This window comes from Mesobacterium hydrothermale, assembly GCF_035818635.1.
In the GTDB taxonomy this organism is placed as follows: Bacteria; Pseudomonadota; Alphaproteobacteria; order Rhodobacterales; family Rhodobacteraceae; genus Mesobacterium_A; species Mesobacterium_A hydrothermale.
Genome location: NZ_JAYLLH010000045.1, coordinates 1 through 16,400, shown reverse-complemented (window position 1 = coordinate 16,400; position 16,400 = coordinate 1). Strand labels below are relative to the sequence as shown.

14 protein-coding genes and 1 tRNA gene are annotated in these 16,400 nt (G+C 61.8%); 9 read left to right on the top strand and 6 right to left on the bottom strand.

Features of this window, described 5'->3' with window-relative positions; all coding sequences use genetic code 11:
• Positions 1–88: 88 nt before the first annotated feature.
• A complete protein-coding gene (locus tag VK792_RS18395; protein WP_326299335.1) occupies positions 89–544 on the bottom strand; it encodes an Lrp/AsnC family transcriptional regulator in 456 nt (151 codons plus the stop codon).
• 109 nt (positions 545–653) lie between these two features.
• On the opposite strand from VK792_RS18395, the gene VK792_RS18390 reads away from it, so the two are divergent.
• The 4 genes from VK792_RS18390 (at position 654) to VK792_RS18375 (ending at position 8,138) form a co-directional block, all read left to right on the top strand.
• Complete coding sequence (locus VK792_RS18390; RefSeq protein ID WP_326299334.1) at positions 654–1,856, top strand: methionine gamma-lyase; 1,203 nt, start codon at positions 654–656, stop codon at positions 1,854–1,856.
• A 149-nt stretch (positions 1,857–2,005) separates the two neighbouring features.
• On the top strand, positions 2,006–4,366 hold the full coding sequence (locus VK792_RS18385) for a thiamine pyrophosphate-binding protein (protein ID WP_326299333.1): 2,361 nt from the start codon (positions 2,006–2,008) through the stop codon (positions 4,364–4,366).
• Positions 4,367–4,675: 309 nt separating this feature from the next.
• Positions 4,676–7,948 carry a DUF4214 domain-containing protein gene (locus VK792_RS18380; protein ID WP_326299332.1) on the top strand — a complete coding sequence of 1,091 codons (3,273 nt, stop codon included), beginning with the start codon at positions 4,676–4,678 and terminating at the stop codon, positions 7,946–7,948.
• A gap of 113 nt (positions 7,949–8,061) precedes the next feature.
• A tRNA-His gene (locus VK792_RS18375) sits at positions 8,062–8,138 on the top strand.
• 18 nt (positions 8,139–8,156) lie between these two features.
• Here the strand turns inward: VK792_RS18375 and VK792_RS18370 are convergent.
• Both VK792_RS18370 and nhaA read right to left on the bottom strand, forming a co-directional pair.
• On the bottom strand, positions 8,157–8,546 hold the full coding sequence (locus tag VK792_RS18370) for a carboxymuconolactone decarboxylase family protein (RefSeq protein WP_326299331.1): 390 nt from the start codon (positions 8,544–8,546) through the stop codon (positions 8,157–8,159).
• Positions 8,547–8,706: 160 nt separating this feature from the next.
• On the bottom strand, positions 8,707–9,894 hold the full coding sequence (nhaA, locus tag VK792_RS18365) for a Na+/H+ antiporter NhaA (RefSeq protein ID WP_326299330.1): 1,188 nt from the start codon (positions 9,892–9,894) through the stop codon (positions 8,707–8,709).
• A 132-nt stretch (positions 9,895–10,026) separates the two neighbouring features.
• Here nhaA and VK792_RS18360 point away from each other — a divergent pair, with 132 nt between their 5' ends.
• Genes VK792_RS18360 through VK792_RS18340 form a run of 5 tightly spaced genes read left to right on the top strand, consistent with a single transcriptional unit; the run spans position 10,027 to position 13,257 of the window.
• On the top strand, positions 10,027–10,641 hold the full coding sequence (locus VK792_RS18360) for a VOC family protein (RefSeq protein WP_326299329.1): 615 nt from the start codon (positions 10,027–10,029) through the stop codon (positions 10,639–10,641).
• Positions 10,638–11,117 (top strand): GNAT family N-acetyltransferase, encoded by a 480-nt coding sequence (locus VK792_RS18355; RefSeq protein ID WP_326299328.1) that lies wholly within the window; start codon positions 10,638–10,640, stop codon positions 11,115–11,117. The genes VK792_RS18360 and VK792_RS18355 overlap by 4 nt, the downstream gene beginning before the upstream one ends.
• A gap of 42 nt (positions 11,118–11,159) precedes the next feature.
• A complete protein-coding gene (locus VK792_RS18350; protein ID WP_326299327.1) occupies positions 11,160–11,843 on the top strand; it encodes a molecular chaperone DjiA in 684 nt (227 codons plus the stop codon).
• The gene (locus tag VK792_RS18345) at positions 11,843–12,859 is read left to right on the top strand and encodes an endonuclease/exonuclease/phosphatase family protein (protein WP_326299326.1); all 1,017 of its coding nucleotides are present in this window, start codon (positions 11,843–11,845) and stop codon (positions 12,857–12,859) included. The genes VK792_RS18350 and VK792_RS18345 overlap by 1 nt, the downstream gene beginning before the upstream one ends.
• Before the next feature lie 38 nt (positions 12,860–12,897).
• Entirely contained in the window at positions 12,898–13,257 is a 360-nt protein-coding gene (locus VK792_RS18340; protein ID WP_326299325.1) for a hypothetical protein, read from the top strand.
• Positions 13,258–13,260: 3 nt separating this feature from the next.
• Here VK792_RS18340 and VK792_RS18335 read toward each other — a convergent pair whose 3' ends face one another.
• The 3 genes from VK792_RS18335 to VK792_RS18325 all read right to left on the bottom strand — a co-directional run bounded on the left by VK792_RS18335 (position 13,261) and on the right by VK792_RS18325 (position 16,292).
• Entirely contained in the window at positions 13,261–14,802 is a 1,542-nt protein-coding gene (locus VK792_RS18335; protein WP_326299324.1) for a Ppx/GppA family phosphatase, read from the bottom strand.
• Positions 14,803–14,878: 76 nt separating this feature from the next.
• Positions 14,879–15,394, bottom strand: a complete 516-nt coding sequence (locus VK792_RS18330) for a DUF2937 family protein (protein WP_326299323.1) — start codon at positions 15,392–15,394, stop codon at positions 14,879–14,881.
• A gap of 205 nt (positions 15,395–15,599) precedes the next feature.
• Positions 15,600–16,292: a hypothetical protein gene (locus VK792_RS18325; protein ID WP_326299322.1), complete on the bottom strand. Its 693-nt coding sequence runs from the start codon at positions 16,290–16,292 to the stop codon at positions 15,600–15,602.
• Positions 16,293–16,400: the final 108 nt, after the last annotated feature.

Sequence of the window (16,400 nt, the reverse complement as noted above, 5' to 3'; positions counted from 1 at the left end):
GATGGGGATATGATCGCGTGATCCTCAGCGCCCGGCGGTCGCCGCCGGGCGCAGTTCCGTTCAACCGGCGGCCTTGTGCCCCGGGGCGTTACCGGTTTGGAAACACCATGCTGTCCTTCACAGTGCCGTAGGCAAAACTGGAATCGATCGACCCGATTCCCCCCACCCGGTGCAACCGGGCACGGATAAAATCCTCGTAGGCTTCCAGCGACTCGACCACCACCCGCAACTGATAGTCGGTCTGACCGGTCATCACATGGCATTCCAGCACTTCCTCCATCCTGGCGACTTCTCTCTCGAAGGTTTGCACAGTAGATTCGTCGTGCCGTTCCAGCCGGATCCGGACAAAGGCAGTGATCGCAAGCCCATAGGCCTTTGGGTCGACCCGCGCTGCATAGCCCACAATCACCCCGTCCTTTTCAAGATTGCGCAACCGCCGCAGGCAGGGCGAGGCTGACAGGTTCACCGCGGAGGCAAGCTCCTGGTTCGACATTCGGCCATCACGTTGCAGCGCGCGAATGATCTGGCGATCTTTGTCATCCATTCTGACCTCATTATTGGCAGGAAATGCCAATAATCTCGTATGAATTGGTTGAAATAGCAATATCAGCGCATCCCTGCGCGTCTATCCTGCCGCAAACAGGAGATGACAGATGACCCAATCCCATGGCTTTGCCACCCGCGCCATCCATCTTGGCTATGACCCGATGGACCACGAAGGGGCGCTGACACCGCCGCTGCACCTGACTTCGACCTTCGCGTTCGAGACCGCCGAGGCCGGGGGCGAGATCTTTGCCGGGGACAGGCCCGGGCATATCTACTCACGCATTTCCAACCCCACGCTGGACCTGGTCGAACGCCGGGTCGCGGCGCTGGAAGGGGCAGAGGCCGGGCTCGCGTTGGCGTCTGGCATGGGGGCGATCACATCTGTTCTGTGGACGCTGCTGTCCCCAGGAGACGAGGTGATCGTGGACAAGACGCTTTATGGGTGTACCTTTTCCTTCCTGCACCACGGATTGGCCCGGTTTGGCATCACCGTGACACATGTCGACTTGACCAACCCCGAGACGCTCGCCTTGGCGATGACCGACCGCACGCGGGCGGTTTATTTCGAAACGCCGGCCAATCCGAACATGCGACTGGTCGATATCGCAGCAGTGTCGGCGATTGCGCATGCCGGGGGGGCACAGGTGATCGTGGACAATACCTATGCCACCCCGTTCCTGACCCGGCCGATCGCTCTGGGGGCGGACCTGGTGGTGCATTCGGCGACGAAATACCTGGGCGGTCATGGCGATCTTGTGGCCGGGATGGTCGTTGGCCGGGCTGAACAGGTGGCCGAGATCCGCCTTGTCGGAATGAAGGACATGACCGGTGCAGTCATGGCACCGTTCAACGCGATGCTGGTATTGCGCGGGCTGAAAACGCTGGCCCTGCGCATGCAGCGCCACTGTGCGTCGGCGCAGGTGGTGGCAGAGTGGCTGGAGGCGCAGCCAGAGGTGGCCAAGGTGTACTATCCGGGGCTGCCGAGCTTTGACCAAAACGCGTTGGCGCAAAAGCAGATGGACGCCCCCGGCGCGATGATCGCTTTTGAGTTGACCGGCGGGCTGGAGGCCGGGCGGCGGTTGATGAATGGTCTGCGCATGATCACCCGGGCGGTGTCGCTGGGCGATGCCGAAACGCTGATCCAGCATCCGGCATCGATGACCCATTCGACCTACACGGCCGAGGAACGTGCCACCCACGGCATCAGTGACGGGCTGATCCGGCTGTCGGTCGGGCTGGAGGATGTCGAGGATATCCTTGCCGATCTTGACGCTGCACTGGCCAAGGACCGGCTGCTGAAATCCGCCTGAACGCCAAGGCGTGTGCGGAGACTGGACAACAGCCCTGTTCCCGCGCCGAATGTCGCCTAGACTACGTGGTGTCAGACAGCCTGCGCCACGACCCAAGCCGCGCGCGCAACACCAGTTCCGCAGGCCCCCCAAAGAACGAGGTCCCGCCAATGGCCGATACGACCCATCTCAAGACCATCGAACAACGCCTGTTGTGGCTGTCGCAGTGGATGATCCACAACGCCAATCATATTCGGCCCAAAGTGGACGGGATCAAGGTCGGAGGACACCAGGCCTCTTCCGCGTCGATGGTGTCGATCATGACGGCGCTCTACTTCGCCGCCCTACGCCCCGAGGACCGGGTGGCGGTCAAGCCCCACGCCTCGCCGATCTTTCACGCCATGCAATACCTGATGGGCAACCAGACCCGCGCACGGATGGAGGCATTTCGTGGCTTTGGCGGGGTACAAAGCTATCCCAGCCGGACGAAAGACGTGGATGACGTGGATTTTTCCACAGGGTCAGTGGGGCTGGGCGTGGCGATCACGTCCTTTGCGTCGATCGTGCAGGATTTCATTGCCGCCAAACCGTGGGGGGCGGATCTGCCCCTGGGGCGGATGGTGACGCTGGTGGGCGATGCCGAGCTGGACGAGGGCAACATCTACGAAGCGCTTCAGGAAGGCTGGAAAAACGACCTGCGCAATTGCTGGTGGATCATCGACTATAACCGCCAATCTCTGGACGGGATCGTCCGCGAGGGTCTGTTCGAGCGGATCGAAAAGATTTTCGACGCCTTTGGCTGGGACGTTGTGCGGGTGAAATACGGGGCGCTGCAACGCGCGGCGTTCGAAGAGCCGGGCGGAGACCGCCTGCGCGACTGGATCGAAACCTGTCCCAATGCGGAATACTCCGCGTTGACCTATCAGGGCGGCGTGAAATGGCGAAAAAGACTGATGGACGACTTGGGCGACCAAGGCGACGTCACGGCGCTGATCGACCGGCGGTCGGATGCCGAACTGGCCGCGCTGATGGAAAACCTCGGCGGCAACTGCGTTGAAACCATGGCCGAGGTCTTTGAGAGGGTCGATCACGACCGCCCGACCTGTTTCCTGGCCTATACCATCAAGGGTTGGGGCACGCCGATTGCCGGCCACAAGGACAATCACGGCGGGTTGATGACAAAGGCTCAGATGGCCGAATGGCAAACCCGTATGGGTGTGCCCGAAGGGCAGGAATGGGAGCCCTTCGCCACCGTCAAGGACCCAAACGCCCTGCGCGCGTTCCTTGATCGCGTGCCGTTCTTTGCCAAAGGGCCGCGCCGCTACAGCGATGCCGGAATCGCGGTGCCCGCGATCGCCGCGCCCTCGGATCAGGAAACCTCGACCCAGACGGCCTTTGGCAAGATCCTGGATGCGCTGGCCAAGGGTGACAGCGCGCTGGCAGACCGGATCGTCACAACCTCGCCGGACGTAACCGGCACCACGTCGCTTGGCCCCTGGGTCAACCGACGCAAGTTGTTCGCGCGGACGGAAATGGCGGATGCGTTCATCGAACACCGCATCCCTTCAACCGCGAAATGGGAATTTGCACCCGAAGGTCAGCACATCGAATTGGGCATTGCCGAGATGAACCTGTTCCTGTTGCTGGGCGCTGCGGGCCTGTCGCACAGCCTTTTCGGCAAGCGGCTGATCCCGATCGGGACGGTGTATGATCCGTTTGTACACCGGGGGCTCGATGCGTTGAATTATGCCTGTTACCAGGATGCGCGCTTTATCATCGTCGGTACGCCCTCGGGGGTGACGCTGGCGCCCGAAGGTGGCGCCCATCAGTCTGTGGGCACACCGCTGACCGGCATGGCGCAGGACGGGCTGGCCAGTTTCGAACCGGCCTTTGCCGACGAACTTGCGGTCATCATGGAATGGGCGCTGGATTACCTGCAACGCGATGGCGAAGGCGACCCGGACGAACGCACATGGCTGCGCGACGAAACCGGCGGCTCGGTCTATCTGCGGCTGACGACGAAACCGCTGGAACAGCCGGGCAAGCGCGTGGACGATGCGTTTCGGCAGGGTGCCATCGACGGCGGGTATTGGTTGCGTCCGCCGGGGCCGAACTGCGAGGTTGTGATCGCCTATCAGGGGGCTGTCGCCGACGAGGCTATTGCCGCCGCAGGCATGATCGGCGGTGCACGGCGCGACGTGGGCGTTCTGGCCGTGACATCTGCTGACCGGTTGAACGCGGGTTGGACCGCGGCGCAGCGCGAACGGGCGCGCGGCAACACCGGCGCGCAAAGCCATGTCGAACGGCTGTTGGGTCGGTTGCCACGGCACTGCACGATCATCACCGTGATCGACGGCCATCCGGCAACCCTGGCATGGCTTGGGTCGGTCGCCGGGCACCGGACTATTTCCCATGGGGTCGAGCATTTTGGCCAGACCGGCACCATTGGCGATCTGGCCCGCCATTTCCGAATCGACCGCAGCGCGCTGGTCGCATCGGTGAACGGTCTGACAGACGGCGCCCCAAGCTAAAGCGCCGCAGCCGTCGCAGAGAACCCGAAAGGCGCGATCCGCGCCGCAACGGATCCCGCTTGGCGCGAATGACCGATGGGGTGTTCTGTCGGGCTTGTTGTTCGGCGCGGGCAGAAATTCCAGACGTTTACGCGTCGCCGTGCCCCGGCACCGGGTGCGGCGGCGCTTGCGCTGCTGGTTGGCAGCCTGCGCGGCATGACAAAAATGTCCGTTTTCCCTATACTCTGAGCTGTTCACACGCCGGTTCCCCCAACGGAGCCGGGATTTGGCCCAAGTTTTTTTGGCGATAGACAGGCAAGGACCCATTTCATGAGCTCGTACCGCTTTTCAGGCCCTGACAACTCCGTCACCGGCAATACCAACCAACAGACTGGCACTGCGGTCGCCGCAGGGGACATCGACGGGGACGGCCGCACCGACTTCATCTTCGGCAGTTCCGTGGATCGCGGCTTTGGGCTGGGCACGTCGCTTTACATCATCAGCGGTGCCTCGCTTGCGCTGGCGGATGCCGCAGATGGAACGACCGATTTCTCGATCGATCTGGATTCGGCGGTGGGTGTTTTCGGGGTCTACCGGATCGACAATTTGGGGGACCAGACCGATTTCGGGTCCTCTCTGGCGATTGGGGATTTTGATGGCGACAACAAGGTTGACCTGATCGTTGGGGCCAATGGGACCGATATCGGCGGCACCAATTTCGGCGCGGCCTATCTGTATCTGGGCAAGGATATCGAAGGGCTGGACGCCGACGACGGCAGCATCGACCACGTGATCGACGCGACCAACGCCTCTTACACGTTCCTTGGGGACGAATCGAACGGGCTTCTGGGTTGGCAGGTTGGTGCGCTTGACGTGGATTTTTCCGCCACTGGCACCGGGGACGAGATCCTGCTCACCGCGCCCTTTACCGACACCGGGGCGGACGTGAACGAAGGGTCAGTGTGGATTGTCTCTTCGGATGACCTTGCGCGGCTGGATGCGCTGGATGGCACGACCGACCGGCAGATCTTTCTGACCGATACCGCCGCACGGCCCAGTCCGATCGACGGTACCACCCTGATCAACGGCGATGCCTCTGGTCAGAAGATGGGCACGGGCATTGCCGACGTCGGCCCTGTCTTCAGCACGGCAAGCAACATGCACCAGTTGCTGATCGGCGGTTCCGGCGATGCCGGCGGTGCTGGCATCGTCTATCTGGTTCCAAGCGTTGCGTTGGGGGTGGCAGACCTTGCCGATGGGCTGGTGGATGGCATCCTTCAAGGTGAATTTCTGGACACTGCTGGCGGCGGCTATGTCTTTTATGGTGTCGGCACCCCGAAAGAGGAAAACATCGGCCTTGGGCTTGGAACGGCGGGGGATGTCGATGGCGATGGCCTGAATGACCTGCTGATCGGTGGCACAGTCAGCGACGTCGGGGCGTCGAATGGTGGGATCGCCTATCTGATCCGTTCGGCCGGGCTGACGACCCTTGACGGAATTGACGGTCAGGATTTTCGCATCAACCTTGCCGATCTGGCTGGCCAGACCGAAGGCGGCGTACCTGCGGCCTATCGCCTGATCGGAGACATTGCCAACGGTCGGCTGGGAACCGCCGTAGGCTCGGCCGGGGATGTGGACGGTGACGGAAACGACGATTTCTTCGTTTCCGCCCCCAGCAATGGCATCGGCCGGGTCTATCTTGTGACCTCGGCGGCACTGGCCGGTGCGGATGCGGCCGATGGCGCGGTCGACGGTGATATCCTGATCAGCAACGTCGTCGGGCGCGCGGGAAGCTATGCCATCCTCGGTTCTGGCGCGCGCTCGGAAATCGGCACGTCGTTGACTGCATTGGGCGATGTGGACGGCGACAGCGTCGGGGATTTCTTCTTTGGCGATCCGTTGCTGGATACCGGAAGCTTCCAGAACGTCGGCGGCGGGCACCTTGTCTCTGGGGCGGAACTGGCGCTGATGGATTCACAGGACGGGACGCAAGACGGGGTCCTGTCGCTGGATTTCATTCTCGACCATCAGACCGGAGGTGACTTTTCCGGTTCTGACCGTGGCGAGTTGCTGAACGGGCGCGACGGCGACGATCGTATCCGGGGCCTTGGTGGCAATGACACGCTGCGCGGGTTCGGCGGCAACGACATGATCGAAGGCGGCGCGGGCAACGATGACCTGCATGACGGCGCAGGCAATGATCTGATCCGGGGCGGTGCCGACAACGACACCTGGTACATGTCCACCGGGCAAGACACGTTCGAAGGCGGGGACGGCGTCGATACCGTGGTGACCGACCTGCGCGGGTTCACCCCGCGGTCCTTTGTCCTCGATGTGGATTTCGAAGCCGGCGACAGTGGTGCGCGTGGCAATCCGAACAATCGTGACAGCTATGACAGCGTGGAAAACCTTCAGGTGCTGGGCGACATGAACACCTTTGCCACCGGCAGCGCTGCGGATAACGAACTGGTGACCGACGACGGGGCTGACACGCTGGATGGCAATGGCGGCAATGACACGCTGTCGGGCGGCGCGGACAATGACAAGATCTATGGCGACGGGTTCCAGGCGACGTATGCGCCGACCGTGGCCGCGCAAGTCTATCGGTTGTACCAGTCGACGCTGGACCGAACCCCTGACCGCGCCGGGCACCTGGACTGGACGATGCGGATTTCGTCAGGCGACATTGATCTGCCTGGGGCGGCAAACGGGTTTGTCGGGTCGCCAGAGTTCGTCACGACCTACGGCGCGCTGAACAATACCGAATTTGTACAACTTCTATACCAAAACGTCCTGAATCGCGCTGCCGACGCCGGCGGGCTGGCCAATTGGGTTGATCAGCTGGATGGCGGGGCGACACGGGCGCAGGTGGTTCTTGGCTTCTCCGAAAGCCCCGAGTTCATCACCAACACCTCGGTGGAGGCGGCGAATTTCACCCTGGCGCGAAACCCGGCAAGCTGGTCGGATGAAATGTTCCGCGCCTACCACGCCACGCTGGACCGAGACCCTGATCTTGGCGGTTTCAGCGGCTGGATCGAACAGCTTGCCAACGGAACACCCCTGGTCAACGTGATCACCGGCTTCGTGAATTCGACCGAATTCCAGAACACCTATGGGGCGCTGTCGAATACCCAGTTCGTTGAACTGCTGTACCAGAACGTTCTGAACCGGGCCGCAGATGCCGGCGGACTGGCCGATTGGGTTGGGCAACTGGATGGCGGCACCAGCCGGGCACAGGTCGTACTGGGCTTTTCCGAAAGCCCCGAGTTCATCGCCAATTCCGCCGCGCCTTTGGCAACATGGATGCGGGCCACTGCGCAGGATGACGTGCTGATTGCCGGGCCCGGAGACGACAACCTTGGGGGCGGGGCCTTTGCCGATACGTTCAGCTTCTACGAACGGCATGACGGCGCAAACCTTGTCTATGACCTTGAAGCGTGGGATCGGCTACAATTCACCGGCTTCGGCTATGCCGACGGCGCGGCAGCGCGCACCCACATGACTCAGTCGGGGGACGACGTGCTGTTCAGTGACCAGGGGGTCGACGTGATCGTGCGGGACATCCTGTTGGCGGACATCACCGACGCGATGATCTGGGTCTGACCAGGTCCGTCGCGCCGGGTGCCGCAGGTGCGGTTCCTGGGGCGACCGGTTGCAAAGAAAGCGTGACAATGGGCTTGCATTGGCGTCGCAGGCCCGTTATTTCGCCGGTCAGTGCCGCCTTAGCTCAGTAGGTTAGAGCGCTTGATTGTGGATCAAGAGGTCTCCCGTTCGAACCGGGAAGGCGGTACCATATTCCAGACCTTCCGACCTATAGAAGACTGCGTTCTTCCAGAACCTTGCGCGCAGCGCGGAAGCATTCCAGCCCCTGCGGCACACCACAATAGATCGCGATGACGTGGATGATGGCGCGAATCTCTTCGACCGAGACGCCATTGTTCAGCGCACCGCGGCAGTGCAGTTCCCATTCGTGCATCTTGCCCAGGGCGCCGATCATCGACAGGTTCATCATGCTGCGCGTCTTGGCATCGATCACGTCGTCGCCCCAGCCAAAGCCCCAGCACCAGGCCGTCATCGCCTCTTGAAAGGGTTGGGTGAACGCATCAGCGGCCGCCAGGTTCTTTTCCACGTATTCCGCGCCAAGCGTGGCCTTGCGCTGTTCCAGACCTTTCAGAAACAGATCTTCGTCGAATGTGCTCATCTCGGGGCCTCCGGTTATGTGCTGGTGTCGTTCCCGGAGGGTGCCGATGTGACGCCCCGGAATTCAAGCCACAAAAAACGCCCCGGCGGTTTGGCCGGGGCGTTTCTTTCGTTCAGGAATACTTGCCCGACCCCAGGAAGGAAGGGGGCCGGGCGACCGGTCATTCAGCGATGCTGGGTTGCGTCGCCGCACGGGGGGAGGAAGCCCACATCAGCGCAATATACCCAATAAGACCGGAGATCAGAGATCCGGCAAGCACGCCGATCCGCACTTCGTTCATCAGTGCCGGGTCAGAGAAGCTGAGCCCGCCAATGAAGAGCGACATGGTAAAGCCGATGCCGGCAAGGCAGGCGATGCCGTAGATCTGCCCCCAGTTGGCCCCGCTGGGAAGCCGCGCCAGACCGGCCTTGACCATCACGAAGGTCACGCCGAAGACGCCCACCATCTTGCCGACGATCAGACCCAGCGCGATGCCCATCGGCAACGGGGCGATCACGTCAGAGAAGCTAAGCCCCTTGAGCACGACACCGGCGTTGGCAAAGGCGAAGATCGGCACGATCAGGTACAGGACATACGGCGTCAGCCCGTGTTCCAGCGCGTGCAGGGGGGATTTGCCCCATTTGTCCTTGATCGGGATGAAGAACGCCAGCACAACGCCTGCGAGCGTCGCATGTACTCCGGATTTCAGCACGAAGAACCACATGATGATGCCCAGCAGGATCATCGGCGCAATGCGGTGCGATTTCTTGTAATTCAGATAGGCCAGGCCCAGCAGCGGCAGCAGCGCCAGGAACAGATAGTCGATCTTCAGATCCGCGGTGTAGAACAGCGCGATGATCAGGATCGCGCCCATGTCGTCGAGGATCGCCAGCGTCAGCAGGAACACCTTGAGCGAGGACGGTACACGGTCGCCGACCAGCGCCAGAACGCCAAGGGCAAATGCAATGTCGGTGGCCGCCGGAATCGCCCAGCCGCCCAGGTTGACCGAATTGCCCCAGTTCAGCAGGACAAAGATCAGCGCGGGTACGACCATACCGCCCACCGCGGCCATGCCGGGCAGAACCACGTCGCGCGGGTTCTTGAGCTTGCCTTCGATCAGTTCGCGTTTCAGTTCCAACCCGACAAGAAAGAAAAACACGGCCATCAGGCCATCGTTGATCCACAGGATCAGCGGCTTTTCGATGCCTTGGCCATCGAAGGTCACGGCAAGGTAAGTGTTCAGGGCCCCGTGGTAGCCATCGGACAGCGACGAATTCGCCACCAGCATCGCGGCAACCGCGGACAGCATCAACAAGATGCCCCCCGAAGCCTCGTGACCAAAAAACTTCTCGATGGCGCGCGCCAGCATATGTCCCTCCTAATTTGTCAGGTAATTTGGCTTAAAGTGGTGGCGGACCCGCATGTTTCAAGGCACCTTCGACCGTTTTCCGACTTTTCCCCACTGTTTTCCGCCAATAGGGTGCCGCAAACGGAGGATGCCATGCTGGAGCTGGATCACATCGCGGTGCTGGGCGGCACCTTGGAGGCGGCGGCCGATCACTGCGCGCAGGCGCTGGGCGTGCCGATGGGGCCGGGGGGCGTACACACGCGCTTTGCCACCCACAACCGGTTGCTGGGGCTGGGGCAGGGCCATTACCTTGAAGCGATTGCCGTCGACCCCAAGGCCGCACCGCCGCCCGATGCACGCTGGTTCGGTCTTGACCGGTTCAACGGGCAACCCCGTCTGGACAAATGGATTTGCCGTGTCGCGGATATCGAGGCGGCAGTGGCGCGCTTTCCCGAGGCGGGCCGCGTCGTGCACCTGTCGCGGGGCGATCTGCGCTGGTCCATGGCGGTTCCGCTGGACGGGATGCTGCCGTTTGACGGGCTGTTTCCCGCGTTGATCCAGTGGCATGTGCCAAAGCCGCCGGGGGCGTCGCTGCCGGGTGACGGGCGGCGCCTGACCCGGCTGGTGGTGCAGCATCCGCGTGCCATTGACCTGCTGTCGCGTCTGGGCGATGCGGTGCCCGGCGCGCCGGTGCAGATCGAACCCGGCCCGGTGCCGAAACTGACGGCCCACATCGCCACCGCTGACGGAGACAAGGTGCTGGAATGATCATCCGCCCGGCCACCGCCGCCGATGCGGCGCGCATCGTTGCGCTTTGGAACCCGGTGATCCGCGACACGACGATAACCTTCAGCTCCGAGGAAAAGACGGTCGATGGGATCAAGGCCGATATCGCGGCCTATGGCGGGGCCTTCATGGTCGCCGAGGATGCGGGCACGATCCTTGGATTTGCCCGCTACGGTCAGTTTCGCGGCGGGCCGGGGTACCGGTACAGCCAGGAACACACCATCATTCTGGCCCCCGAAGGCCGGGGGCAGGGGGTGGGGCGGGCGCTGATGTCGGCGATCGAGGACCACGGCCGGCAGAACGGCGTGCATGTGATGGTTGCCGGTGTCAGCGGCGAAAACGCCGCTGGAATCGCGTTTCACAAGGCCGTGGGCTATGTCGTCACGGGCGAAATGCCCGAGGTCGGCTACAAGTTCGGGCGTTGGCTGGACCTTGTGCTTTTGCAGAAAATACTCTGACGTCGCACTGACATCCCCCGGCCACTCGACTAGGATGGCGCCATGTCGATCTGGACCCGCATCACCACCGCATTGGCGGCCTTGGCAAAGGGCGAAGGGCTGTCCGCAGTCTTCGATCATTTGCGCACACCGCCGGAACGGTCGGTGGGCTTTACCATCGCCGTCATCGCGTTGTCGGCCAAGATGGCCAAGGCCGACGGGCTGGTGACCAAGGACGAGGTGACCGCCTTTCGCGAGGTATTCCAGATCGCGCCGGAAGATGAAGCCGGCGCTGCCCGCGTCTTCAACCTGGCGCGGCAGGACGTTGCCGGGTTCGATGACTATGCCCGCCGCATCCGCACGATGTTCGACGCCGACAGCGCCACCCTGCGCGACCTGCTGGAAGGGCTGTTTCACATCGCGATGGCAGACGGGAAATATCATCCGAACGAGGATATGTTCCTGGAAACCGTCGCCGGTATTTTCGAGGTCGAAGAGCGCGCGTTCAAGGCCCTGCGCGCGCGGTTCGTGCCCGATGCGCGGCCCGACCCCTATACCGTGCTGGGCGTCAGCCCGGATATGCCGCTGACCGAAATCCGCAAGCGATGGCGCCAATTGGTGCGCGAATCCCACCCCGATGCGATGCAGGCCCGCGGCGTTCCGGTCGAGGCGGTGAAACTGTCGGAAAAACGGCTGATCGACATCAATCACGCCTGGCAAGAGATTTCGCAAAAGGCCAGTGCCTGATGCGCATCGCAACCTATAACGTCGAATGGTTCGACGCGCTGTTCGATGACTATGGCACGCTTTTGGCCGATGGCGCCTGGTCGTCGCGCCATGACATCACCCGGGCCCAGCAGGCAGAGGCGCTGGGCATCGTGTTTACCGCGTTGAATGCCGATGCGGTGATGGTGATCGAAGCGCCCGACAGCAACCGCAAACGCGACACTGTGAAGGCACTGGAAACCTTTGCCCGCACGTTCGATCTGCGCGCGCGGAAGGTGGTCATGGGCTTTGCCAACGACACTCAGCAGGAAATCGCTCTGCTGTTTGATCCTGACGTTATGACCGCCCGGCATGACCCGAGAGGAGAGGCGACGCCACCAAAAGGCGCGGTTCCGCGCTTTGACGGGGTGTTTCACATTGATCTTGATATCGACGCGACAGAGGACCGGGTGGTCTTTTCCAAGCCGCCGCTGGAAATTGCCGCCCGGACGGCCAGCGGATTTGCGTTCCGTATGATCGGGGTGCATCTGAAATCCAAGGCGCCGCATGGCGCGACAGACCGTGACGCGGTGATGCGATTGTCGATCGCCAACCGGCGCAAGCAACTGGCGCAGGCGATCTGGCTGCGCGCACGGGTTTCTGAACACCTGGCAGCGGGCGAACCGTTGATGGTGATGGGGGACCTGAACGATGGTCCGGGGCTGGATGAATACGAACACCTGTTCGGTCGGTCTTCCGTGGAAATCGTGCTGCACGACGGCGGAGCGGCGCTGTTTGACCCTCACGCCGAACAGACGTTGCAGCAACGGTTCGGGGCGCGCCCGACGACATCGCGATTCTATATTGGCGCCGAGCAGCGGTATCTTCAGGCCTTGCTGGATTACATCATGGTGTCGCCCGATCTGCGGGCGCGGACTCCCAAGTGGCGAATCTGGCATCCGTTCGATGATCCGAAATGCTGGCGCGTGCCGGAATTGCGCGATGCCTTGCTGACCGCGTCCGATCATTTCCCGGTGACGCTGGATATTGACCTCTGACCCTTATCACGCGTGGAGAAACCGCCTATATTGAGGGCATGAAACAGTTTGCCCCCCTTGCCGTCGTTCTGGCCCTGGCCGCGCAGCCCGTGGTGGCGCAGGACAAGTCAGAAGGTTTCAACCTTATGGAGGAAGGCGCGCGCCTGTTCTTCAAGGGGATCATGCAGGAAATGGAACCGGCCCTGAAAGAACTGGAAGGCATGGCGCAGGACATGCAACCGGCGCTGGAAGATTTTGCCCGCAACATGGGACCTGCCCTGAAGGACTTGCTGGCCGAGGTCGAAGACTGGTCCGTCTACGAGGCGCCGGAAATGCTGCCGAATGGCGACATCATCTTGCGACGGAAACAGCCCAAAACACCCGAAACACCTGAAAATCCGGACGAAATCGAACTGTAACTCCTAGGCCTCGATCACCTTGGTCTTGGCCCCAAGGGCGTTTGCCAGTGATTGAAACCGAGATTCCGCAACCTCTGCGAACAGCGGCCGCGCCTCTGCCGTCAGGCTGAGTTGCAGCAGTTTCTTGCGCGGGAACCATTGCAGCGTCGCCCCGCCCGAGGCCGCGTCCGACATCCACAACATCGCCCCGAACCGCATTGCCTTGCCCAGAACCTCGGCGTCTTTCTGGCCCTTCTCGTCGAGCAAAGGATACAGGTTTTCGAAATGTGTGCCTTCGCGCTTGTTGCGATAGCGGTGCAGCAGGGCGAGGCCCAGGAACACCCGTTCGGAATGCTTCAGCCCGCCCAGGTTTGCGCGGGTGGCGTTGTCGAAACAGGTTTCGGCCCGATAGTCGGGATGCGCGCGCCAACTGACATCGTGCAGCAGGCAGGCGGCCTTGATCAAGCGCGCCCGCGCCGGCGCAACGTTTGGATAAAGCGGCTGGACGAAGTTGAACAGTTTCTTGCCAAATCCGGGCAGGCGCGCGTCCTTGGTTTCGGCAAAACGGCAGGCTTCGATCAAGGGATCGCGGTCCCGCAGTTTCTGAGGCATCTGTTCGTACAGCAAACCTTCACGAATGCCATAGCTGGACACGGCGATATCGGCGGGCTTGAAAACGCGTACCACTTCCTTCAGCACATCGACGGCATATGGCACCAGCGTCGCGCGGGCTTGTGACAGGCTGCAGCGGCTGCGCAGGTCGTCCATGTCCGATTCGGCAATGAATTTAAGTGTGGCGTTCACCGCCTGAGAATCCATCCGGTATTCATGCAGAACGTGCAACGGGTAGCCACGGCGTTCCATGTCGATCCTGGCAATCGCCCGCCAGGACCCGCCGACAAGAAACAACCTGTCATGTTGCGGGCCCATCTGGTGATGCAGATCCGCGACGATTTCCTTGATACGGCGCAGCCGGTCCTTTCGCGCCGGAATGTCGATCAGTTTCAACGGCCCAAGCGGTGAAGTCACGCGTTTGCCGACGCGCCCGTTGGCCACCTCGGCCAGTTCCATGGACGACCCGCCAATGTCGCAGACCAACCCAAAGGACCCGGGCCAGCCCAGAAGAACCCCTTGCGCTGAAAGCCGCGCCTCTTCCGCGCCGTCGATCACGTTGATCCTGAGACCGGTCTTTGCCTCGACTTCGGCGCAGAAATCCGGCCCGTCCTCGGCTTCGCGAACGGCGGCTGTGGCCACGGCGTTGAGCGGCGGCAGGTCCATGCCTTGCGCAAGTTTCTGGAACCGGCCAAGCGCTGCGAGCGCGCGGGCCCGCCCGGTTTCGTTCAGCCGTCCGGTTTCGGACATGCCTGCGCCCAGCCCGCACATGATTTTTTCGTTGTAGAAATAAGCCGGGCTGCGCGCAGCGCCGTCAAACACGACAAGCCGGACCGAGTTCGATCCGATATCGACAACGCCCAGGCGCGACAGGGCCCGCACGTCTGGATCGTCGAACAAAGGTCGTCCGAACGACCCCCAGGGGTTCTGGCTGGACTCGGTGTTTCCGTCCATCTGGGCTCCCTTCCGGCGTTTGCCGCACCATGGCCGAGCAGGCCTCCGGGGTCAAGAAACGTGCGCGGGCAGATGGTTAAGAATGTGCCACGACCTTTCGGCGGGCAAATGGACGAAACAGCGCTTTGACCGTACGGATCATCGCCCAAAGCAGAAGCGCGCCGACGGCAAAGCCGGCAATGGCAAAGCTCACGCCTTCGAATGTTATGGGCAGGGCGGGTTTGTAGGCCCCCCAGGCGCGCCGGGCGATATCACTGTCATCCAGATGCCCCAGCAGCTTCAGCCGGGTGAACGGGCCCGCGCCTTGCAGGGCCGCGAGGTCTGCGGTCAGCCGGGCGTGCCGGTCGAACGTGGCTTGCATGGACGCGCTCCGGGATTGGGCAAAGGTACCACCGCTGTTCAGGTCGGCCAGTGCCTCTTGCCGGGTCAGCCCGGCGGCACGCGCGTCTGCGTCGAAGGCGGTCACCACCACGGTCAGTTCATCAACGGCGCCGCCAAGGCGTTGCAGGTATTGTTGTGAAAATTCCGGGAACTGGGACAGGCCCGCAGCGCCGGTCAGGCCGGCGGCGACTGTCAGGCTGCGCAGGATCATTGCCGTGCCCTTACGTTTCAACTGCTTCGCCCACCGTAACAAACGGGGCGCAGGCGCGCAAAGGGCTGTCTGGTAAAAAGGGGTGTCTGGGAAAACGTGGAGCGGGTAGCGGGAATCGAACCCGCGCGTTCAGCTTGGGAAGCATAACAGGATGTTTAAATTCCAATGGGTTATCCCCTTAAATCAATGATTTTTCAGCATCAATTCAAAAGCCCATCCAGTCGATGATCTGCGTCACGACCAATATGACCACGACAACGATTGCCGCCTGATAGAAGGTTTCCACGCGCGTTCGGATGCCTTGGACATCAAGCGACAGCCTAGCGACGACCTTCTCGATGTCACGTTCGACGGGCTGCATTTCCGGCTCGAGATAGTCATCATCGTCCGGCTCGTCGCGCACGGCGGCGGTCTTTTGGTCGAGCGTCGGTGCCCACTCCAGAAGCACCTCCTGCAGACGGGCTTTCGTCTTGCCGCTGGCGCCTTTAGGCGTACCAAAGGCGCTGTCTCCCTCGTCTTCGCATAGGATCGCGTAGTTGTATTTGTGACCACGGATATATGCACCAAGACTCTCATAGCCGAACTCGTAGACGTCAGCGATGATCTCCATTCGTGCGGATCGGATGCCGCCGTTCTTAACTGCGAGAACTAGATCACCGAACTTTTCTGGCGAAAGAAATACGGACGCAAACATCTGTGACTCGTGATAATATTCGCCTGCGCCGTGATAGTGGATCGAGCCGATCTCATCCTTCATCCAACCTTCTTCAGGCTTGTCGTCCTCATCACCGATGATGGACAGGGTGTCGACTTTTGCCGTTTCCTGTAGCTTCTCGAGCGCGACTGGGTGGATGGTCACGTGCAGTTTCGTGAACGTCTCGTTCTCGTTGTCGTCCAACGTGATTGCGTGCAGCCGACAGTAATCGAGGGTGCCTAGTGGATTGATCGCGACAAACGAGTCCGAATTGGGATTCCCATTTGGTGCTGGCCGTGCGAGTCATGCTGA